Origin of the sequence: Chryseobacterium sp. YR221 (genome assembly GCF_900176315.1) — a bacterium.
GTDB classification, from domain to species: Bacteria; Bacteroidota; Bacteroidia; order Flavobacteriales; family Weeksellaceae; genus Chryseobacterium; species Chryseobacterium rhizosphaerae.
The window spans coordinates 331551-353505 of record NZ_FWXM01000006.1; the positions used below are offsets into that span (position 1 = coordinate 331551).

The 21955-nt window shown below is 37.3% G+C and carries 18 protein-coding genes; 12 read left to right on the forward strand and 6 right to left on the reverse strand.

The features are described from left to right. Positions 1–15: 15 nt before the first annotated feature. The 5 genes from B8967_RS18580 to ileS form a co-directional block, all read right to left on the reverse strand. Positions 16–654, reverse strand: a complete 639-nt coding sequence (locus B8967_RS18580; protein ID WP_047492398.1) for a lipoprotein signal peptidase — start codon at positions 652–654, stop codon at positions 16–18. Beyond that, complete coding sequence (locus tag B8967_RS18585) at positions 654–848, reverse strand: DUF2683 family protein (protein WP_047492401.1); 195 nt, start codon at positions 846–848, stop codon at positions 654–656. The genes B8967_RS18580 and B8967_RS18585 overlap by 1 nt, the downstream gene beginning before the upstream one ends. A gap of 16 nt (positions 849–864) precedes the next feature. Then, positions 865–1110, reverse strand: coding sequence for a DUF6576 domain-containing protein (locus B8967_RS18590; RefSeq protein WP_047492404.1), 246 nt, complete (start codon positions 1108–1110; stop codon positions 865–867). Between the two features lie 78 nt (positions 1111–1188). Further along, positions 1189–1569: a TraR/DksA family transcriptional regulator gene (locus tag B8967_RS18595; RefSeq protein WP_002983772.1), complete on the reverse strand. Its 381-nt coding sequence runs from the start codon at positions 1567–1569 to the stop codon at positions 1189–1191. 58 nt (positions 1570–1627) lie between these two features. Then, entirely contained in the window at positions 1628–5023 is a 3396-nt protein-coding gene (gene ileS / locus B8967_RS18600; RefSeq protein ID WP_084087083.1) for an isoleucine--tRNA ligase, read from the reverse strand. A gap of 428 nt (positions 5024–5451) precedes the next feature. Between ileS and B8967_RS18605 the strand changes: the two genes are divergently transcribed. The 3 genes from B8967_RS18605 to B8967_RS18615 all read left to right on the forward strand — a co-directional run bounded on the left by B8967_RS18605 (position 5452) and on the right by B8967_RS18615 (position 9197). After that, positions 5452–7140 (forward strand): M23 family metallopeptidase, encoded by a 1689-nt coding sequence (locus B8967_RS18605; protein ID WP_047492411.1) that lies wholly within the window; start codon positions 5452–5454, stop codon positions 7138–7140. An 84-nt stretch (positions 7141–7224) separates the two neighbouring features. Continuing rightward, a complete protein-coding gene (locus tag B8967_RS18610; RefSeq protein ID WP_047492413.1) occupies positions 7225–8517 on the forward strand; it encodes a flexirubin biosynthesis putative acyl-CoA ligase FlxY in 1293 nt (430 codons plus the stop codon). 71 nt (positions 8518–8588) lie between these two features. Continuing rightward, positions 8589–9197: a hypothetical protein gene (locus B8967_RS18615; protein WP_084087085.1), complete on the forward strand. Its 609-nt coding sequence runs from the start codon at positions 8589–8591 to the stop codon at positions 9195–9197. 33 nt (positions 9198–9230) lie between these two features. Here B8967_RS18615 and B8967_RS18620 read toward each other — a convergent pair whose 3' ends face one another. Then, entirely contained in the window at positions 9231–10487 is a 1257-nt protein-coding gene (locus tag B8967_RS18620; RefSeq protein ID WP_084087087.1) for an NAD(P)/FAD-dependent oxidoreductase, read from the reverse strand. 97 nt (positions 10488–10584) lie between these two features. On the opposite strand from B8967_RS18620, the gene hutH reads away from it, so the two are divergent. The 9 genes from hutH (at position 10585) to B8967_RS18665 (ending at position 21924) form a co-directional block, all read left to right on the forward strand. Next, positions 10585–12105: a flexirubin biosynthesis tyrosine ammonia-lyase FlxA gene (gene hutH / locus B8967_RS18625; RefSeq protein ID WP_084087089.1), complete on the forward strand. Its 1521-nt coding sequence runs from the start codon at positions 10585–10587 to the stop codon at positions 12103–12105. Positions 12106–12186: 81 nt separating this feature from the next. Further along, positions 12187–12918 (forward strand): flexirubin biosynthesis SDR family reductase FlxB, encoded by a 732-nt coding sequence (gene fabG, locus B8967_RS18630; RefSeq protein WP_084087091.1) that lies wholly within the window; start codon positions 12187–12189, stop codon positions 12916–12918. A gap of 1 nt (position 12919) precedes the next feature. Beyond that, a complete protein-coding gene (locus B8967_RS18635; protein ID WP_047492434.1) occupies positions 12920–14140 on the forward strand; it encodes a beta-ketoacyl-[acyl-carrier-protein] synthase family protein in 1221 nt (406 codons plus the stop codon). A 4-nt stretch (positions 14141–14144) separates the two neighbouring features. Further along, positions 14145–14399 carry an acyl carrier protein gene (locus B8967_RS18640; RefSeq protein ID WP_047492437.1) on the forward strand — a complete coding sequence of 85 codons (255 nt, stop codon included), beginning with the start codon at positions 14145–14147 and terminating at the stop codon, positions 14397–14399. Positions 14400–14531: 132 nt separating this feature from the next. Then, positions 14532–15416 (forward strand): LpxL/LpxP family acyltransferase, encoded by an 885-nt coding sequence (locus tag B8967_RS18645; protein WP_047492440.1) that lies wholly within the window; start codon positions 14532–14534, stop codon positions 15414–15416. Between the two features lie 135 nt (positions 15417–15551). Beyond that, positions 15552–17069, forward strand: coding sequence for a phytoene desaturase family protein (locus B8967_RS18650; RefSeq protein ID WP_084087093.1), 1518 nt, complete (start codon positions 15552–15554; stop codon positions 17067–17069). Between the two features lie 12 nt (positions 17070–17081). Then, positions 17082–18767 carry a C45 family autoproteolytic acyltransferase/hydolase gene (locus B8967_RS18655; protein ID WP_084087095.1) on the forward strand — a complete coding sequence of 562 codons (1686 nt, stop codon included), beginning with the start codon at positions 17082–17084 and terminating at the stop codon, positions 18765–18767. Then, on the forward strand, positions 18764–19129 hold the full coding sequence (locus B8967_RS18660; protein WP_047492443.1) for a hypothetical protein: 366 nt from the start codon (positions 18764–18766) through the stop codon (positions 19127–19129). Before B8967_RS18655 ends, B8967_RS18660 begins: the two co-directional genes overlap by 4 nt. A gap of 161 nt (positions 19130–19290) precedes the next feature. Next, a complete protein-coding gene (locus B8967_RS18665) occupies positions 19291–21924 on the forward strand; it encodes a T9SS-dependent M36 family metallopeptidase (RefSeq protein ID WP_084087097.1) in 2634 nt (877 codons plus the stop codon). Positions 21925–21955: the final 31 nt, after the last annotated feature.

Consider the following 21955-nt stretch of genomic DNA (forward strand, 5'->3'; position numbering starts at 1 on the left):
GATAAAGGTAACGACTTAAAATTCAAGACCATTAGGAAAAGCTTTTTTTCTGAAGATCAATAATAAGGCAGCTCCTACGGTAATAGCAGAATCAGCCACATTGAAAATATACTTGAAGAATTCAATATGTTTTCCGCCAATCAAAGGGATGTTTTCCGGAACATACCAGTCTACCAGTGGGAAGTGAAGCATATCAACCACACAGCCTTTCATGAAAGTGGAATATCCCTGGCCAAAAGGAACAAACTTAGAAATTCCGCCATATCCCAGCCAACGATCAATGCTTTGATCATAAACCGTTCCGCTGTCGAAGATCATTCCGTAAAACATGCCATCGATAATATTTCCGATAGCTCCGGCAAAAATAATAGACATAGGAATCAGAAGATAGTTTGAGGCTCCTTCTTTCAGCCATTTTTTAAACATATATACCATTCCTCCAATTAGGAAAAGTCTCAGGATAACCAGAAAGTATTTTCCGATGATCCCTCCAAAGTGAAACCCATAAGCCATCCCGGGATTTTCCACAAAGGTCAGTTTGAATCCGGGAAGAACAGTCACGCTGTCATCCAGATTAAAATGGGTTTTAATATAAATTTTAGAAGCCTGGTCAATTAACAATACCAAAAATGTGATAGCTAATATCTTTTTCATTACAGTCCTTTAGGTTTTGGCGGTTTTGAAGCTGTTTTTGCATTTTTATTATCGCTCGCTTTCTTAATCACTTTCTGTCCATTAAATGAACTTTTCACATGAGCCTTTTCAAATTTAATGTTCATTTCTTTTAAAACGCCTTTCAGAGCGCTGAGCTCCATTGCATTTTTTGGGTGTACGATGATAGATTCCATTTCTTATATTTAAATGTTACATTTTGGACAATTCGTCAAGTCTTTTTCTTTCTTTTGGAGAAAGATCATTAATTCCGTTTTTGCCCATCTTACTCAAAAGCCTGTCGACTTCTTTTTCCCTTTCACGTTTATCGGAATTAAACTGATCATCTATCGTGTAATTTGTATGTTTATCGGGAAAGATCCTTTTTTTGATCCATTCTCTGTTGAAAAACAATAAAACTCCTACGACGATAATTACTAAAATTAATAATTCGTTCATGGGTATACATTAAAAATTAGGTTTATAAAGTATCCGTGAATACAATATAAACCCAATATTATTTTACAAACCTTACGGTTATTTTTGCATGTTTTTCGCTTCGATGCTCAAGGTAGCGTGAGGAACGGCTAAAAGTCTTTCCTTAGGAATAAGCTTCCCTGTTACTCTGCAAACACCATACGTTTTATTTTCGATTCTGATTAAAGCATTTTTAAGATCACGCACGAATTTTTCCTGTCTTCCTGCCAAAATAGAGTTTTGCTCCTTACTCAATGTTTCTGCTCCTTCTTCAAAAGCCTTGAAGGTAGGTGAAGTGTCATCTGTCCCATTATTCTGGTCATTGATGAAACTTTCTCTGATGAGCTGAAGATCTTTTTCTGCTTTCTCTATTTTTTCTTTTATGATTGCCTTAAATTCCTGTAAATCAGCATCGCTGTATCTAACTCTTTCGTCTGACATATTCTTTCTCTTTTTTAATAAAATTATGAAATGGATTTTGAAATACAATAACTACATGTTAATTTTTTTCGATATTTATCTTAAAACTAACCTCATCTATTTCGATTTCGTTAAAATTTGAAAGTGAAGATACAATTTCTATTTTATTTGACAAGACTTCAGAAGAAATATATTCCTCATTTTTCTTAACATTTTCAATGTAAGGAGAATTCTCCTCAATGAAGATATTAATTCTGTCTGTCAGCTCAAAATTCTTATCTTTTCGCAGGTTCTGAATTCTATTGATGAACTCTCTTGCGATTCCTTCAGATTTTAACTCATCTGTTAATGTCAAATCTAATGCCACAGTTGTTTTTCCATCAGAGGTTACCGTCCATCCCGGGATATCTTTTGTTGAGATTTCCACATCATCTAATGTGATCTCATATCCCTGAATATCAAGCTTCCCTTCTCTCTCAAGATCTGAAATCTGTTCTGTACTAAGATTGCTGATTTCAGCCCCTACTACTTTCATGTCTTTTCCTAATTTAGGACCTAGTGCTTTGAAGTTGGGTTTTATCTGTTTTACAATTAAATGAGATGCTTCTTCAGCATTGATTAACTGTAATTCTTTCACATTTACTTCCTGCTTGATCAGATCGGCAACTGCTAAAATCTGTTCCTCTGTTTTAGAGTCCAATACAGGAATTAATACTTTTTGTAATGGCTGACGTACTTTTACGTTCTCTTTCTTTCTTAAAGAGAAAACCATACTGGTAATATTCTGAGCCAAATGAGTTTTTTCAACCAAATCCTGATCGATTAAACTTTCATTTGCAACCGGGAAATCCGTTAAATGCACAGATTCGCAGTTTTCTTTACCTGTTACTTTATTTAAATCCTGATACAACTGATCCATAAAGAACGGAGCAATAGGTGCAGATAGTTTCGTTACTACCTCCAGACAGGTATATAAAGTCTGATAAGCAGAGATTTTATCATCCGAATATTCTCCCTTCCAGAAACGTCTTCTGCATAATCTTACGTACCAGTTACTTAAGTTGTCATTCACAAATGTGCTGATCGCTCTTGCTACTCGGGTAGGTTCATAATCTTCATAGAATGCTTTCACCTCTTTGATCAGAAGGTTTAGCTCAGAAAGGATCCATCTGTCTATTTCAGGACGGTTTTCCACTTCTTTCTCTGAATAGTTGAACCCATCAACATTCGCATATAATGCAAAGAATGAATACGTATTGTACAGTGTTCCAAAGAACTTTCTTCTTACCTCATCAATTCCTTCAATATCAAATTTCAGGTTTTCCCAAGGATTGGCATTGGAGATCATATACCAACGGGTAGCATCAGGTCCATATACAGAAAGTGTTTCAAATGGATCCACTGCATTTCCTAAACGTTTTGACATCTTCTGTCCGTTTTTATCCAGAACAAGACCGTTACTCATTACGTTTTTATAGGCTACAGAATCAAAAACAGCTGTTCCGATAGCATGAAGTGTATAGAACCACCCACGGGTCTGATCAACACCTTCAGCAATAAAGTCAGCCGGGAAAGCTTTATGATTGTCTATTAATTCTTTATTTTCAAAAGGATAATGCAGCTGTGCATAAGGCATCGACCCTGAATCAAACCAAACGTCGATCAAGTCGCTTTCACGCTTCATTGCTCTTCCGGAATCAGAAACCAACACCACTTTGTCAACCACATTTTTATGAAGATCAACCAGTTCATAGTTTGATTCAGACATATTTCCAACAACAAAACCTTTGAACGGGTTTTCAGTCATTAATCCTGCTGCAATAGACTTTTCAATTTCGTTGTAAAGCTCTTCTACAGAACCTATGATTTTCTCTTCTTTCAGATCATCCGTTCTCCAGATCGGTAATGGAATACCCCAATAACGTGAACGGGAAAGGTTCCAGTCGTTTACATTTTCAAGCCAGTTGGCGAAACGTCCCTCTCCGGTAGCTTTTGGCTTCCAGTTGATCTCTTTGTTCAGGTTTACCAATCTGTCTTTTACAGCGGTCATCTTTACAAACCATGAGTCTAATGGATAGTATAATACCGGTTTGTCTGTTCTCCAGCAATGCGGATACGAGTGGACATATTTCTCTACTTTGAAGGCTTTGTTTTCTGTTTTCAACAGAATGGCAAGCTCTACATCCCAAGATTTTTCAGGAGCAGTCCCTTCATCGTAATATTCGTTTTTGATATACTTTCCAGCATAGACTTCAGGAACGTTTTCTCCTTTGATGAATCTTCCCTGCAAATCTACCAACGGTACAAGGTTGTCATTTTCATCCTTTACCAACATCGGCGGAATTTCAGGCTGAGCCATCTTAGCAACCCTCGCATCATCAGCACCGAAAGTAGGTGCCGTATGAACGATACCTGTACCATCCTCTGTTGTTACAAAGTCTCCCAGGATTACTCTGAAAGCATTTTCAGGGTTGTCATTAGGGGTAAACCAAGGAACTAATTGCTCATACCTTGTATCAACAAGCTGTTCTCCTGTAAATTCTTTTAAAACTTTAAAAGGGATGACCTTGCTTTCCGAAGTATAGTTCGCGAAATCCTCATCAGTTCCCTCCGTATATTTTTTACCGAAAACCTTAGGTAATAAAACTCTTGATAAGACTACTGTTACAGGTTCAAAAGTATACTGATTGAAAGTTTTCACTACCACATATTCAATATCTCTGCCTACTGTAAGTGCTGTGTTGGATGGCAATGTCCATGGAGTAGTTGTCCATGCCAGAATATGTACATCTCCGTCAACATCACTGAATAAAGCAGATGAATCTTTCTTTACCTTAAACTGGGCTACAATCGTGGTATCTGAAACATCACGATACGTTCCCGGCTGGTTCAGCTCGTGGGAAGAAAGCCCTGTTCCTGCTTTTGGAGAGTAAGGTTGGATGGTATACCCTTTATACAACAAGCTTTTGTCATATAATTGTTTCAATAACCACCAAACGGTTTCCATATATTTTGACTTGTACGTGATGTACGGATCTTCAAGATCTACCCAATACCCGATTTTTTCAGTAAGGTTATTCCATACATCCGTATAACGCATTACTGCTTCACGGCATGCTTTATTGTAGTCTTCAATAGAGATTTTTTTGCCAATATCCTCTTTCGTAATTCCTAATTCTTTTTCTACACCCAGTTCCACAGGAAGACCATGCGTATCCCAACCCGCTTTACGGAAAACCTGTTTACCGTTTTGCGTTTGGTAACGGCAGAAAATATCTTTCAATGCTCTTGCCATTACGTGGTGAATTCCAGGCATACCGTTTGCTGAAGGCGGACCTTCATAAAAAACAAACTCAGGATTGCCCTGACGAATCTCAACACTTTTACTGAACGTATTATTCTGTTTCCAAAATTCCGCTACATTGTCGGCTATGTCAATAAGGTTGAGGTTTTTGTATTCTTTAAATTGGCTCATTGTAAATATCTCAATATCGTTGATTAATTAAGTCTGCAAATTTACTAAATTTTGTCGGTTTATAATATATGTTTTATTTTGATATCATCTATTAAAAAGTTCAATTTCAGAAATATAAATGAAGGGTAAGCATGAAAGTGAATGGTGAATGGTGAATAAGTGAGTTTTTCCGTCTTTTTTTACAATAAAATTTCACCGTCCTTATTCGGTAGAATTGGGCTTTGGGCAACCTAAAATGTAAATTACTCCAGCCATCGGATTTAACCCAAATGTAAATATGATCTATTTCAGATCGTTCAGATTTTTATTCACATGATCTTTGAAAATCCAGATATATCTCCGGTTAAAAATAAAATCTACAAGAAGAAAATAGCACAATCATTGCTTGAAATTCCGTATATTTAAATAGATCTAAACCCAAATGCTGTATGAAAATTTTTTATAAACTGATGCTGATTGTTTGTTTCATCAACAGCTTCTCTACCCAGGCTCAACATAATTATCCACAAAACTACTTCCGCAATCCCTTAAACATTCCCATGCAGTTGGCTGCCAATTTTGGAGCAGTCCGGGCTAACCATTTTCATATGGGCTTGGATTTACGGACGAACAGTAAAGAAAACCTGCCGGTAGTGGCAGCAGCAGACGGTTATGTAAGCAGGATAAAAGTGGAACGTTATGGTTTTGGGAATGCAGTCTATATTACCCATCCCAATGGATATACCACAGTGTATGCCCACCTGAATAAATATTTTGACAGACTTGATGAGTATGTAAAAGAAAGACAATATAAAGATGAAAAGTGGGAGCAGGATATGACATTTCAGCCGGGGCAGTTTCCTGTAACAAAGGGGCAGCTTATTGCTTTGAGTGGAAATACAGGAGGTTCCGCAGGGCCCCACTTACATTTTGAAATAAGAGATACCAAAACGGAAGAATGTCTTAATCCTCTGCTCTTTGGTTTTGCCATTCCGGACTCTGTAGCTCCCATTATTAGTGGGCTGTACTGGTATGATAGAAGCTTCAGTACTTATGAACCGGGAGCAAACGGAGTCGCTGTAAAGAAAGCAGGAAATATATATACAACGGATCTTGTCACGGTAAATTCACCGATGATCAGCTTTGCGGTTAAAGCGGTGGATAAGGCCAATCAGGGATTTAACCTTGGCGTTTACCAGGCAGAATTAGTAATGGACGGTAAGCTTATCTATAGTTTTTCCATTGATAAAGTGAGCTATGATGATACCCGCTATCAGAATGGCTGTATAGATTACACCAAATTCATCAGGGACAAAATGAATATCCAGCATTTATCTGTTTTACCTGGAATGAAATTACAGAACTACAGCCTTCCCAACTTATCGGGAGTTATTAATCTTCAGGATAAAGAGGTCCATCATATTGAGATTATTTTAAAAGACGTGAATGGAAATACAAGCCGGTTGGCAACAAAAGTGCAGCTGAATAATAACGGAAATAGTATTTCGTCTACCAGTACAACGATAAAGCCAAATGAAGGAAAAACAATGACCACAGAACATGGGGAAATAGTTTTCAGTAAAAATGCAGTGTATGATGCAGTGAATTTTAACATGTATGAAAAACCAAACGCTGAGGAAAATGGAGTTTCCAATACAATAGTGCTGCATCATCCCTATGTTCCCATTCATGACAAATATACATTGAAAATAAAACCCAACAGGAAATTAACCCAACAGGAAAAAGATAAAGTGGTTATGTTGCTGGATTATGGAAGTGATAAAGATGCTGTAAAAGGAAGTTGGACCGGAGATTGGGTACAGGGGCAATTTAACAGATTGGGTACTGTGCAACTGATCGTAGATCATAGTTTTCCATCTGTTATGACGGAGTGGAAAGATGGAGCACTCATAAACACCGGGACTTTACGTTTGAAAGGAAATACAAAAGTGGGTGACATTGTTTCATTTAGAGCTGAGCTTGATGGAAAGTGGCTTAGATTTGCACGGGTAAAAGATTATTTTGTTTATACCTTCGATGAAAAGTGCCCCAAAGGATCTGGTGAACATACTTTAAAAGTAACTACAGTCAATACTGCAGGAAATACCAATACACAAACTTTAACGTTTCAGAGATAAATCAATGGAGGATACTAATCTTTTAATCTTTTCATGTTTCAATCTTTTATTTTTAAATAAATTTGTCTTCTAAAATTAAAATCATTGGAATTTCATCCATCCATCGAACAGTCATCCATTCAGGAAATTAAAAAGTTTCAGGAGATAAAACTTCAGGAGCTATTGGTTTATCTTGAAAATAATTCACCTTTTTATCAAAAACTATTCAAAGAAAATGATATTCATATAAAGAATATCATCACCCTGGAAGACCTGCAGAAAATCCCTACGACCACAAAAAATGATTTACAACAGCATAATCATGACTTTTTCTGTATCCCTCCGGATAAAATTGTTGATTATAGCACTACCTCAGGAACACTGGGAGATCCAGTGACATTTGGACTGTCTGACAGTGATCTTGAGAGGCTGGCTTATAATGAAGCGATCTCTTTTGCCTGTGCAGGAATTCAGAAAGGAGATGTGGTACAGATGATCACAACCATTGACAAACGCTTTATGGCTGGTCTTGCCTACTTTTTGGGTTTAAGAAAAATGGGGGCAAGCGTTGTGAGGATGGGACCAGGAATTCCGGAACTTCAATGGGATTCTATTTTTAGGTACCAGCCTAAGTACCTGATTACTGTGCCTTCTTTTTTGCTGAAAATGATTGATTATGCCGAAAAACACGGTCTTGATTATAAAAATTCCAGTGTTTATGGTGCTGTCTGTATTGGAGAAAGCATCAAAAACCAGGATTTTACAGATAATATTCTTTCTCAGAAAATCAAAGAAAAATGGAATATCAATCTTTTTTCAACCTATGCATCTACTGAGATGAGTACAGCTTTCACGGAATGTGAGTTTCAGATTGGTGGACATCATCACCCTGAACTTATTATTACAGAAATTCTGGATGATCACGGAGATCCTGTGGAAGAAGGAGAAAGCGGTGAGCTTACGATTACTACGTTGGGGGTAGAAGCAATTCCTTTGTTGAGATTTAAAACAGGAGATATTGTAAAAGCTCATTATGAGCCATGTCAGTGTGGAAGAAATACCATGAGATTGGGTCCTGTAGTTGGCAGAAAGCAACAGATGATTAAATATAAAGGGACAACATTATATCCCCCGGCCATGAATGATATTCTGAATGATTTTAATGGTATTCTTTGTTATCAGATCGTTATTCAGGCTAATGAAATAGGACTTGATGAAATTATAATCAGGGTAAGTACAGAGGAAGAGAATGAAAACTTTGTACATGAAGTAAGAGATCATTTCCGGGCAAAACTTAGGGTAAGTCCAAAGATTGAAATGGTAGATTTTGAAATATTATCCAAAACGGTTTACCATCCAAATAGCAGAAAACCAATAACTTTTATTGATTTAAGGTAATTTGAGTTTCAGCATTAAAATAATTCCTTTTTTATGATATATTTGGTGGCTTAAATTTAATGCTACTAACTATGAAAAAATTATTATTGCTGGGGTTCATGGTGATGATTACAATGGCTTTTGGACAGGACAAAATGAAAGTCATTTCAGGGAGTCTCGGCTTATTAAAAGATCAGACTGAAGTAAATGTAGAACTTCTATTTGAGAATGTATTATTTATGAAAGAAAATATTACAGAAGCTCAATATCTTGAAAACAGGAAAAAACAAGTCTTGGAAAATCCTAAAAGAGGAGAGGAAGCGTGGAAGAAGTGGATTGCAGAATGGGAGAAATATAAAAAAGAAGACTATATAGATTATTTTGCGAAAGGGCTTAATAAATCTTACAAGAATATTTCATTTAAAAAAGACAGCTCCGCAAAATATACATTAATAGTGGAACCCAAATGGATTTTCCCGGGCTGGCATGCCGGACTTACTGCCATGACAGCAGAGATAACCGGTACTATAAAACTGGTGGAAACCACTAATCCCTCAGTTGTGTTAGCGAAGGTAGAACTTAACAAGTTTGATAAATTTGTCAATAATGAAGAATTCGTGATGGAATATGGCAGGATTGCTGCTGCCTACGAATCTGCCGGAAGGTATTTGGGCAAAGAGATTAAAAAAACTTTAAAATAAAAATAAAAACGGTCTGAATTTCAGACCGTTTTTTTATTGTTGATTTTGCTGTTCCTGTTTTTCCTGTTTGATGAGGTTGGCAAGATTCTTAATCACAGTATCATGTTTTTTTACAAACGGATTGTCCTTATTCCATACATATCCTGCTAACACGGCACATATTTTTTTCTTGACATCGGGATTTTCCGGTTGGTGGAAGAATAATTCCTGAAGATTACCTGTATACCATTCCTTTACATAGGTGGTGAAAACATCTACACCATATAAGATATAATCTGTATATTCTGTTTGCCAGTTAATTTTTTCTCCGTTCAGCTGTCTTACAGCTAATTTTGCGGCAAGCATTCCCGACTCTGTGGCAAAAGCCATTCCCGATGAGAAAACCGGGTCAAGAAACTCAGATGCATTACCCGTTAAAGCAAACCCATCTCCAAATAAACTTTTTACCGAACATGAATAATCTTTCAGATGTTTTGGCTCAAAGAGAAAATCTACCTCTCCAAAACGTTTTACATAATAGTCAGATAGAGAAATTGCTTTTCTTAACGCTTCAGCAGGATCTCCGTTTTCAGACAATTTATCAATATATTCTGTAGGACCTACAATTCCTACACTTGTGTTCCCGTTAGAAAAAGGAATGACCCAAAGCCATACCTCTGTTTCAATGATGTCGAAAGATATTAATGTTCCCTCTTCGCCCTCTTCTCTGTTGGTATCCTTTACATGAGAAAAAATAGCAGAATGGGGAGATAATTTTGAAGGTTTTTCAAGATCTAGTAAGCGGGGAAGTACTCTTCCGTAACCGCTGGAATCTATAACAAACTTGGCGTGGATCTCTTTTGTCTCTCCGTCTTTGTTTCGGACTGTGGTTACTGAATCCGTACCGTCAAATCTGATAGCAGTAACCTCTGTCTCAAACTCAAGGTCAATTCCTTTATTAATGACCTCCTGAGCCAGGGTATGATCAAAATCAGCTCTCGGAACCTGCCAGGTCCAATCCCAGCCTTCTCCGAATTTATCACTAAAATCAAAAATGCAGACCTCGTCTCCGCGAAGAAAACGTGCACCCAGTTTTTTTTCAAAGCCCATTTTGTCCAATGCAGGGAAAAGTCCGGCTTCATCAAAGTGGTCCATGACCCTTGGAATCAAGCTTTCTCCAACTACCAGTCTTGGGAATTTTGTCTTTTCAACCACCTTTACGTTGACATTATTCTTCTTAAGGTATGAAGAAGATACGCATCCGGAAGGTCCAGCTCCGATTACAAGAACGTCAACAAATTCTTTGCTCATCTTGATTTTTTATTTTAATAATAACTTCTATCTTTGCCGCAAAATTAGTGACAAATAATTAATATTTTACAAAATTATCAACTATTACTTTTGATTAATGAAAATAAATAACTTTTTAGGACTGAAAGATTTTCAAAAAATTATCATTGAAAATGAAAAAATTGAACTGGATGAATCACTTTTATCAAGAGTCGATACAAGCTTTCAATTTTTAAAGGAATTTTCAAAAAATAAAGTAATATATGGAGTAAATACGGGTTTTGGTCCGATGGCTCAGTTTAAAATCAGTGATGAGGATACCCTTCAGCTTCAATATAATTTAATTAGAAGTCATTCTTCGGGAATAGGAAATCCCTTACCGGCACAGGAAGTGAAAGCCTGTATGCTGGCAAGGCTGAATACCCTGTCTTTAGGAAATTCCGGAGTACATCAGTCTGTTATTTATCTTCTTCAGGAATTGATCAACAGGGATATTACCCCTTTGATTTTTGAACACGGTGGAGTAGGAGCAAGTGGAGATCTTGTACAGCTGGCACACCTGGCTTTAGTACTGATTGGTGAAGGAGAAGTGTTTTACAAAGGAGAAAGAAGATCTACAAACGATGTTTTTGCCATTGAAGGACTTGAACCTATCAAAGTGGAGATCCGTGAGGGGCTTGCTTTAATGAACGGAACTTCCGTAATGTCGGGTATAGGGATTGTCAATGCCTATAAAGCGAATCAGCTGACTGATATTTCCATTAGACTTTCCTGTGCAATTAATGAGATTGTTCAGGCTTATGATGATCATCTGTCTGAAGCTTTGAACGGCACAAAAAGACATTATGGTCAGCAGAAAGTGGCAGAAAGAATGCGTACACATCTTGCAGACAGTAAACTGATCAGAAAAAGAGCAGACCATCTTTATACTCACTTTGAAGAGCAGGAAAAAGTATTTAAAGAAAAAGTTCAGGAATATTATTCTTTACGATGTGTTCCTCAGATATTAGGTCCTGTGCTGGACACCTTGGAGTATACAGAAAAGGTGCTTGAAAATGAAATCAATTCTGCCAATGACAATCCGATTATCAATGTTGAGGATCAGCATGTTTACCACGGTGGAAATTTTCATGGAGATTATATCTCTTTAGAAATGGACAAACTTAAAATTGTGGTAACCAAGTTGACCATGCTTGCAGAAAGACAGCTGAACTATCTTTTAAATGCGAAGATCAACGAAATTTTGCCTCCTTTTGTAAATTTAGGTAAATTAGGTTTCAATTTTGGGATGCAGGGAGTACAGTTTACGGCAACTTCTACTACAGCGGAAAGTCAGATGCTGTCAAACCCTATGTATGTTCACAGTATTCCTAATAATAATGACAATCAGGATATTGTAAGTATGGGAACCAATGCAGCTGTGATCTGTAGAAAAGTAATTGAAAATGCATTTGAAGTACTGGCGATAGAGGCAATTACTATAGTTCAGGCAATTGAATACCTAGGTTTTCCGGATGAGGTTTCATCATCTACAAAAGAGCTTTATGATGAGATCAGAAAAATTATTCCTGCGTTCTCAGATGATATGGTGATGTATCCATATTTAGAGAAAGTAAAGATGTATTTAAAAGCAATGTAATTATTTACCGTAATGAATTGTCTTTAGATTGAGGAGTATAAGCTAACTTAAAAAAAACTAAAACGAAATAAACACTAACGCATGAAATGTGCAATTGTAACAGGAGGCTCCAGAGGAATCGGGAGGGCCATCTGTATAAAACTGGCTGAAGAAAAAAACTATCATATACTGATCAACTATACCTCTAATGAGGCTGCAGCTAAGGAAACATTGACCAAAGTGGAAGAACTTGGTTCTACAGGAGAAATTCTTAAATTTGATGTAGGAAATGCGGAGGAAACACAGAACGTCCTTACAGAATGGCAGGATACAAATCCTTCTGCTGTAGTAGAAGTGATTGTAAACAATGCCGGAATCACCAGAGACGGCCTGTTTATGTGGATGCCGAAAGAAGACTGGAACAGTGTGATCAATACAAGCTTAAACGGGTTTTTCCATGTGACGAATTTTTTTATCCAAAAACTGCTTCGTAATAAATACGGAAGAATCATTAATATGGTTTCGGTTTCCGGGGTAAAAGGAACAGCCGGGCAAACCAATTATTCGGCAGCAAAAGGGGCTCTGGTAGGAGCTACAAAAGCGCTTGCCCAGGAAGTGGCGAAAAGAAATATCACTGTAAATGCTGTGGCACCGGGTTTCATCAAAACAGATATGACCCAGGATTTTAATGAAGACGAGCTTAAAGCGATGATTCCTGCAAACAGATTCGGAGAAGCAGAAGAAGTAGCTGATTTAGTAGCATTTTTAGCTTCCCGAAAAGCATCCTACATTACAGGAGAGATAATTAATATTAACGGCGGAATTTATTCATAAGATGGAAAATAGGGTTGTGATTACCGGAATGGGAATTTATTCCTGCATCGGGACGTCTTTAGAAGAGGTCAGGGAATCCCTATATCAAGGAAAATCCGGTATTGTTTTAGACGAAGACAGAAAAGACTTCGGTTTCAGATCAGGCCTTACAGGGGTCGTTCCAAAGCCGGATTTGAAAAATCTTCTTAACAGACGCCAGCGTGTAAGCATGGGAGAAGAAAGTGAGTATGCTTATCTTGCCACCATTGATGCTTTGAAGCAGGCGAATCTTGACGAAGCTTTTTTAGATACCCATGAAGTTGGGATTTTATACGGAAATGACAGTGTATCTAAGGCAGTAGTAGAGTCTATTGATATTGCCCGGGAAAAAAAAGATACTACATTGATGGGATCGGGAGCGATCTTTAAATCAATGAACTCAACAGTGACGATGAACCTTTCTACGATTTTCAAGTTGAAAGGAATTAATCTTACCATCAGTGCTGCCTGTGCAAGTGGGTCGCATTCTTTGGGGCTGGCCTTTATGATGATCAAGAACGGTTTTCAGGATATGATCATCTGTGGAGGAGCACAGGAAACCAATAAATATTCAATGGCAAGCTTTGACGGGTTGGGAGTATTCTCAACACGGGAAAACGAACCTGCAAAAGCATCAAGACCTTTTGATACAGATAGAGATGGCTTAATTCCCAGCGGAGGTGCAGCCACTTTAATTGTAGAAAGCTTAGAATCAGCACAAAGAAGAGGCGTTCCTATCCTTGCTGAAATTATAGGCTACGGCTTTTCTTCAAACGGAGGACATATCTCAACCCCTAATGTTGATGGACCGGCTTTAGCTATGGGCAGAGCTTTACAGCAATCCGGATTAGCTGCTTCAGATATTGATTATATTAATGCTCATGCTACCTCTACTCCTATTGGGGATGCTAACGAAGCAAAAGCAATTTATGAGATTTTCGGAAGTGAGGTTCCCGTAAGTTCTACTAAATCCATGACGGGACATGAATGCTGGATGGCAGGTGCAAGTGAAGTTATTTACTCTATTCTGATGATGCAGAATGATTTTGTAGCTCCTAATATAAATCTTGAAAATCCTGATAATGAGGCTCAAAGGATAAATTTAGTCTCCAAAACAAAAAATCAAAAAATTGATGTATTTTTGTCGAATTCTTTTGGGTTTGGGGGAACCAATTCTGCATTAATAGTTAAAAAATTTGATTAAAAACATGGAAAGGGAAAAAATAGTGGCCATTGTTAATGATTTTCTGGTAAATGAATTCGAGGTAGACGGAGACGAAATCAGTAATGAGGCCAATCTTAAAAGTACATTAGGCTTAGATAGTTTAGATTATATTGATATGGTTGTGGTGATTGAATCTAATTTCGGAGTGAAATTAGGAGAAGCAGATTTCAAAAAAATGGTGACATTTGATGACTTCTATACAACCATTGAAAATAAGATTGCTGAGAAAAAAGCTTAATTACCTAGTATTGAGTAGATCTTTATTCTTTACAATAATACCCATATAATAATGTGACAGTATACCAATGCCGGACACATTTAATACAATAATTGTTGCGCTGGTATACGGTTACATTGGTAAACAATATTTATGAACAAGTGGAAAGGTAAATCTAAAGGAACGGTATCAGGATACAGAATATTCGTTTGGTGTATTAGAAATATCGGAATCAGAAGTTCATATTTTGTCCTATATTTTGTGGCTGCCTATTACTTTCTGTTCCAGAAAAAAAGCAACCGATATATTCTTTATTATTTTCAGAAAAGACTCAACTACGGATATGGGAAGGCTTTGCGCTCCATATTTCACAGTTACTTCACTTTTGGAAAAGTACTGATTGATAAAACGGCTATTTCTGCCGGACTACGAGAAAAATACACCTATGAATTTGATGGTATTGAAAACCTCAGAAGCCTTTTAGCCGCTAAAAAGGGAGGTGTTCTGATCAGTGCCCATATCGGTAATTTTGAAATTGCAGAACATTTCTTTGCAGATATCGATTTCGACTGCCAGATCAATCTGGTGACTACAGATCAGGAAGTTACCGTGATCAAAGAATACCTGGAAAGTGTTGCGGTAAAAGAAAGTTCCATTAAATTTATTTATGTCAAAGAAGATATGTCGCATATCTTTGAGATTAATCAGGCATTGTCAAATAATGAGTTGATCTGTTTTACCGGCGACCGTTATTTTGAAGGATCCAAATTCCTGGAAGCCGAGTTACTTGGGAAAAGTGCGAAATTTCCGGCAGGCCCTTTTCTTATTGCTTCGAGATTAGGAGTACCTGTGGTGTATGTTTATGTAATGAAAGAAAATAATCTTCATTACCATCTCTATGCAAGACTTGCTCAGAATATTAAAAACAGGGATTCTCAGGGACTTCTGCAGTCTTACGTTCAAAATCTGGAGACCATGGTCAGAAAATATCCGCTCCAATGGTTTAATTATTTTGATTTTTGGGATGATGTTGATTAATTTTTCTATTTTTATCCCTGAAAACTAACAAAAACTGAAACCATTTAGATTAGCCTGTCTATGGATCTTTAAAAGACCGAAGACAGATCACCTCTTGATGAGCAGTCTTAATTTCTAAATTAAAGCACATTCTCCTTGAAGAAAGAATATGACATACTTGTAATCGGCAGCGGATTGGGAGGTCTTGTTTCGGCTCTTATTTTGGCGAAAGAAGGGCTTAAAGTATGTGTATTGGAGAAAAACAATCAGTACGGAGGTAATTTACAGACTTTTTCACGGGATAAACTCGTCTTTGATACGGGAGTACACTATTTGGGAGGTCTTTCCAAGGGGCAAAATCTAAATACTTTTTTTTCCTATCTGGAAATTATGGATGATCTGGAGCTGCAGCGAATGGATGAAGACGGATATGACAGAATCTCCTTTGGTAAGGACGCTATTGATTACCCACATGCTCAGGGATATCAGAACTTTGTTGAGCAGCTAGCGGTCTATTTTCCGGACGAAAGAGAAAATCTTGAAAATTATTGTGAAGAAATTCAATATGTGTGCAGCCAGTTCCCAAGATATAATGTCGTGGGAAAAGATAATTATAATGAAGAAATACTGCATCTGAATACCCGAAGATTTATAGAATCAGTTACTTCAGATAAAAAACTGCAATCGGTTTTATTAGGCTCTAATTTCCTTTATGCCGGAGATTCTGAAAACGTTCCTTTTTATGTTCATGCTTTAACTGTAAATTCCTACATCCAGAGTGCGTACAAATGTATAAAAGGAGGAAGCCAGATTTCTAAATTATTGATCAGAAAACTTCGTCAGTATGGGGCAGATATTCATAAACATGCTGAGGTGACCGGCTTTATTTTTGATGACAATAATGTACTGACATCAGTGAAAACAGCTTCCGGTAAAGAATATACGGCAAAAAAAATAATTTCAAATATTGAAATCCGCTCAACCATCAAATTAATAGGAGAAGAGCGATTAAAAAAATCCTTTCTCAACAGAGTTTTAAGCTGGCAGCCTGTTTCATCATGTTTCAGTGTATATTTGGTCTTAAAGCCAAATACTATTCCCAATTTTAATTATAATGTATACCACTATTCCTCCGAGGAGCTGGTGTGGAGTGCCTTCCGTTACAGGAAAGAAACATGGCCGGAAACCTATATGCTTTCATCGTCACCCTCCAGGCATTATCCTGAGTTTGCAGAAAGTCTGACAGCTATTTCCTATATGGACTTTGATGAGGTTAAAGACTGGGAAAATACATTCAATACAGTGGCTGATGATCATGAAAGGGGAGAGATGTATGAGCAGTTTAAGCTGGCGAAAGCAGAGCAAATGCTTGATGCCCTGGAAAAGAAAATTCCTAACCTTACACATGCTGTCAAAAAAATATATACTTCTTCACCGTTGTCTTATCGTGATTATATCGGTAGTTTTGAAGGAAATATGTACGGTTATATGAAAAACTCTGAAAACCCACTTAAAACAATGGTTTCTCCACGTACTAAAATTGACAATCTGTTTCTGACAGGTCAGTCTGTGAATATGCACGGAATTTTAGGGGTAACCATCGGAGCTTTCAATACCTGCTCTGAAATTTTAGGTAAGGAAACTATAGACAGACATTTAAATCAAATGATGTAATAAGAACCCAACGTGAAAAAAACTGATACCAATTCTCTGATCTATAAAAGACTTTTTCTGTATTTTCTTTTTTGCTGTATCCTGATTTCATGTGGGGTATCAAAGTCTGTTCATCACCTTCCTGATGTAAAACAATATTCACTGGAGATTCCAAACGTACATAGAATAAATGATACGACCTTTAGCTATAAACATAATTATCTGACTAAAAATAAACAGCAGCTCTGGGAGCTTTATATAACAGGGAATCCACTTCAGTTAGGGTATAATAATGGGGCCTTAACACAAAATCTGATGCAGAAACAGGAAGGGATTTTCTTTTCAAAAGTGGAGGGGTTTGTCCCTTCAAAATTCCGACAGAAAATATTGAGAGGCTTTTTAAAATGGTACAACAGAAAAATGTATCTTAATGTAAGAGAAGATTATCAGGCTGAACTGTATGGATTATCACAGTATTCATCAGATCAGTATGATTTTATTGCCCCAAAATACTTACGGAATCTTTACCTGCATGGAGCACACGATATTGGGCATGCTATGCAGGATCTGGCCATGGTAGGCTGCTCTTCACTGGCTGTCTGGAATGAAAATACAGAGGACGGAGATCTTCTGATAGGAAGGAATTTTGATTTTTATGTGGGTGATGATTTTGCAAAAAATAAGTTGGTGGAATTTGTGAAGCCGGAAGAGGGAATTTCTTATATGTCAGTAAGCTGGCCGGGAATGATAGGAGTGGTTTCTGGAATGAATAAAGAAGGAATTACGGTGACCATCAATGCGGGGAAATCAAAAATTCCTTTAACAGCCAAAACCCCTATTTCCTTGGTAACAAGAGAGATCTTACAGTATGCCAAAAATATAGATGAAGCCATTGCTATTGCCAGAAAGAGAAAGGTTTTCGTTTCAGAATCTATTTTGGTCGGTAGTGCTCATGATAAAAAGGCTGTAATCATTGAAGTGTCGCCCAAAAACTTTGGAGTCTACAGCGTGCAAAATACAAGCAAGGTCCTTTGCACTAATCATTTTCAGTCTGAGGCCTATAAAGATGATACAAGGAACCAAAAGCATATCGAAGAAAGTCATTCAGAATATAGGTACGAAAAGCTGCAGGAGCTTCTTCAGGAAGAAAAAAAGCTTACCCCGGAGAAAATGGCTTCTATTTTAAGAAACAGATCAGGGTTGCAGGGTGAAAATATCGGTTATGGTAACGAAAAGTCACTAAATCAGCTGTTAGCTCATCATGCGGTTATATTTTCTCCTCAGAAAAAATTGGTTTGGGTCTCTTCCAACCCATATCAGCTTGGGGAATTCGTATGTTATGATCTTAATGCAATATTCTCGGATAATGGGTTGCAGCATAGCGACCTTTCAAAATCACAGCTTAATATCGGGAAGGATCCCTTTGTAGAGTCTCAGGAGTTTAAAAACTATGAGGAATACAGAGTGGTGAATACAAAAATAAGTGATGCAATTCAAAACCGTGAGTTTCTTACAGATAACTATATTGCCCGCTATCATTCCTTAAATCCCGATTTTTGGAAAGGATATTATATGGCTGGAAAATATTATTTTTACATGAAAGAGTATTCCAAAGCAAAGGCGGAATTTGAAAGAGCCTTAACAAAAGAAATTACAACAGTACCCGATAGGAAGGACACTGAGAAATTTCTGAAAAAAACTTTAAAGAAACTGAAATGATCCCGAAATATATAAAAGTCTTATTCTGTATTCCCTTTGTTATTATTCTGTGTTATTCCGTCTATCTTTTCTCAGTGTATAGCTCGGTTCCGGAAATTATACCAATTCACAGCTATGGAGGGAGAAAAGATGAGTATGGGAGTAAAATATTTCTGTTTTTACCGGTAGTATTAAATCTTATCATTCTCATCTTTACCGGGCTGATTATCAGGAGGCCGGATAAGATTAAATTTACTTTTGAGATCAATGAAAATGACCGTGAAAAAACCTATCATACGGTTCAGATGATTTTAGTAATTCTTTCGATATTTGTCACAATCATGATGAGTCCTCTATCGTTTTTCGATGTTGTTTATCAATAGTTTATTTTGATTTAAATCATTATTTTTCTGTAAAAACAGGCTTTAGTTGTGTTTTAATCAAGTGATTTAATAGTTTTTTTGAAAATTATGTAACATTTTTATGGTTTTTTCTACTAACTGGTGAAATAATATATATTAACATCGGTTAAAAAGTAAAATCAATGAAAAAAATTCGACTTAGTGTTAAGTTTTTATTGCTTTGTTCTTTCTTTGGCTTTGGAGCAGTTTCTGCTCAGAAGTATGAACAAGTAATAAAAGATTATGTTAATTCTGAAAAAGGCTCTTTCCAAAGAGTTGATGAAAAACTTAAAGTTTTTAAAGTAATCAATGTAGATCCGTCTACTAGTTTGAAAGGTGAGGTTGTAGGAATACAGCAAACCGTAAACGGTATTCCTGTATTTGGAAGCTCGGCAAATGTTCTGGTGAGAGAAGGTAAGGTGTTGAGCTTTGCGGATACTTTTGTTAAAAACATTGCAGGGATCAGGGGAAGCGAAAGCTCTAAAAAAGATACTTTTATTGCAGAAACAGCTAAAAAGTTTAATAGTCTCCAAACAGTAAAAAATAGCGAAGGAAAAGAAGAGCCAATAAAAGCCAATGCGGTTTATTTTGCAAAGGGAGGGTATTTACTACTTGGGTATCAGTTTTATATTGAAGAAAAAGCAACCAGCAACGTATGGAATGTTGTTGTAAGCACAGAAGACGGTTCTGTTCTATACCAGGAGAATACAACGCTCTCCTGTGATTTCCATACAGATGCATTTGAACAGCTGCCTCAAAGCTTGTCGCCGGCTATTCAACCTGCAGGAGCTCCGCTTAATACGGCAGGTGTTTCACAGCAGCAAACCAATTTTGTTTTAGCTCCTGATAATGCGTCTTATAACGTATTTGCATTTCCTGTTGAGGCACCTACTTTTGGAGGCAGAACACTGCTTACCAACCCTTGGGATCTGACAGCCTCTCCTGAGGGATGGCATTCTGACGGTACTAATCATTATACCATTACAAGAGGTAATAATGCCTTTGCCTATACTGATGAGGCTAATACAAATGCACCACAGTTTTCACCTGACGGAGGAGCTGCACGAGCTTTTGATTTCCCAGTGGACGTGACGTTAATGCAACAAAACTATACCTCTGCAGCAGTTACAAACCTGTTTTACGTTAGCAATAAAATGCATGATGTATTTTATAAGTTCGGATTTACAGAGACTGCAAGAAATTATCAGAAAAATAATTTTGGAAAAGGAGGTACCGAGAATGACCCTGTTTTGGCAGAATCAAGAGATGGCAGTGGTCTGAATAATGCTAACTTTAATCCGGGAGTTGACGGAACCAGCGGAAGAATGCAGATGTATCTTTTTGTTCCCAATGGAGCAAGATATCTTTATTATAATGCACCTACCAATTATGTAGCAAGAACACCGGCAGCCGGAACAGCTAATTTTGGTCCACAGCTTATCGGTGGCACACCGGTAACCGGTGATTTAGCTCTTTCTGTACCGGCTGATGCCTGTACAGCTGTAACAGCAGGAAGTCTTACAGGGAAAATAGCTGTTGTAAATGCGGCAGGATGTAATTTTTCCGTTAAAACCAAAAACCTTCAAAATGCAGGAGCAGTAGGGGTTATACAATATCATCCAAGCAGTGATCAGCCCGTAGGTCTTGGAGGAACTGATAATACGGTTACAATTCCTACCATTATGGTTGGAAAATCAGAAGGGCAGTTTTTAGTCAATGATTTGAATAATGGTATTGTAGGTAACGCTACATTGAAGACAGAGGCAGTTTATAGAGATGCAAGTTTAGATAATGGTATTATCAGTCATGAATATGGACATGGAATTTCTAACCGTCTTACAGGAACAGGAAGTTCTTGTCTATCTTATTTCACATCCAACGAGCAAATGGGAGAAGGATGGTCTGATTTCTTTGCATTGATGTTAACTACAAAGCCAGGAGATAATGCTTCTATAGCAAGGGGTGTGGGAACATTCTCTTCAGGAGAAACAACAACCGGAGCAGGGATAAGACCAGCCAAGTATTCTCCGGATTTTGCAATCAATAACTATACTTATGGACGTACCAATGGAATGAAGGTTAATGGTAGCATTAGCGGAATTGCAGTTACCGTACCGGATGTTCATAGTATCGGATTTATCTGGGCTTCCATGTTATGGGATCTTAACTGGAAATATGTTGAGAAATATGGATACAGCAGTGATGTGCTAGCTGATCCTAACAGTGGAAGTGCAAAAGTTCTTCAGCTGGTAATGGATGCTCTTAAATTACAGCAGTGTAATCCTACCTTTGCACAGGGAAGAGATGCTATTCTGGCAGCCGATCAGGCAACAACCAATGGAGAGAATAAATGTATGATCTGGAGTGTATTTGCTAAAAGAGGATTAGGGGTGAATGCATCGGCAGGTACTCTTAACGGCTTGGTGATTGGGGCTAATCAGCCTTTACCGGATATCAATGATCAGGTAGAAGATTTTACAGTACCTGCAGAATGTGCCAACCTTGCGGTAAAAGAGGCTTCTGTTTCTAAAGGTATTTCTATCTATCCAAACCCGGTAAAAAGTGAATTTACGATAAGAATACCTGATGGAATGAACGCATCAGGAATTACTACCGTGTCTATTTATGATTTTACAGGAAAATTGATGACTACGGAAAATATCAATCTTAATAAGCAGACTAAAATCAGTGCTGATAAGTTGATCAACGGAGTATATATTGTAAAAATCAAAAATAACGCAATTGATTATTCACAGAAGATTATTGTTTCAAAATAGAACAAAATACTATACTGTAAACAGCCCTGAA

Bases quoted from the DNA above. Each gene is read 5' to 3' on its own strand.
- B8967_RS18580 (WP_047492398.1), bottom strand. From the start codon at position 654: ATGAAAAAGATATTAGCTATCACATTTTTGGTATTGTTAATTGACCAG.
- B8967_RS18620 (WP_084087087.1), bottom strand. From the start codon at position 10,487: ATGAGCAAAGAATTTGTTGACGTTCTTGTAATCGGAGCTGGACCTTCC.
- B8967_RS18590 (WP_047492404.1), bottom strand. From the start codon at position 1,110: ATGAACGAATTATTAATTTTAGTAATTATCGTCGTAGGAGTTTTATTG.
- B8967_RS18635 (WP_047492434.1), top strand. From the start codon at position 12,920: ATGGAAAATAGGGTTGTGATTACCGGAATGGGAATTTATTCCTGCATC.
- hutH (WP_084087089.1), top strand. From the start codon at position 10,585: ATGAAAATAAATAACTTTTTAGGACTGAAAGATTTTCAAAAAATTATC.
- B8967_RS18665 (WP_084087097.1), top strand. From the start codon at position 19,291: ATGAAAAAAATTCGACTTAGTGTTAAGTTTTTATTGCTTTGTTCTTTC.
- ileS (WP_084087083.1), bottom strand. From the start codon at position 5,023: ATGAGCCAATTTAAAGAATACAAAAACCTCAACCTTATTGACATAGCC.
- fabG (WP_084087091.1), top strand. From the start codon at position 12,187: ATGAAATGTGCAATTGTAACAGGAGGCTCCAGAGGAATCGGGAGGGCC.
- B8967_RS18645 (WP_047492440.1), top strand. From the start codon at position 14,532: ATGAACAAGTGGAAAGGTAAATCTAAAGGAACGGTATCAGGATACAGA.
- B8967_RS18605 (WP_047492411.1), top strand. From the start codon at position 5,452: ATGAAAATTTTTTATAAACTGATGCTGATTGTTTGTTTCATCAACAGC.
- B8967_RS18595 (WP_002983772.1), bottom strand. From the start codon at position 1,569: ATGTCAGACGAAAGAGTTAGATACAGCGATGCTGATTTACAGGAATTT.
- B8967_RS18660 (WP_047492443.1), top strand. From the start codon at position 18,764: ATGATCCCGAAATATATAAAAGTCTTATTCTGTATTCCCTTTGTTATT.
- B8967_RS18615 (WP_084087085.1), top strand. From the start codon at position 8,589: ATGAAAAAATTATTATTGCTGGGGTTCATGGTGATGATTACAATGGCT.
- B8967_RS18585 (WP_047492401.1), bottom strand. From the start codon at position 848: ATGGAATCTATCATCGTACACCCAAAAAATGCAATGGAGCTCAGCGCT.
- B8967_RS18640 (WP_047492437.1), top strand. From the start codon at position 14,145: ATGGAAAGGGAAAAAATAGTGGCCATTGTTAATGATTTTCTGGTAAAT.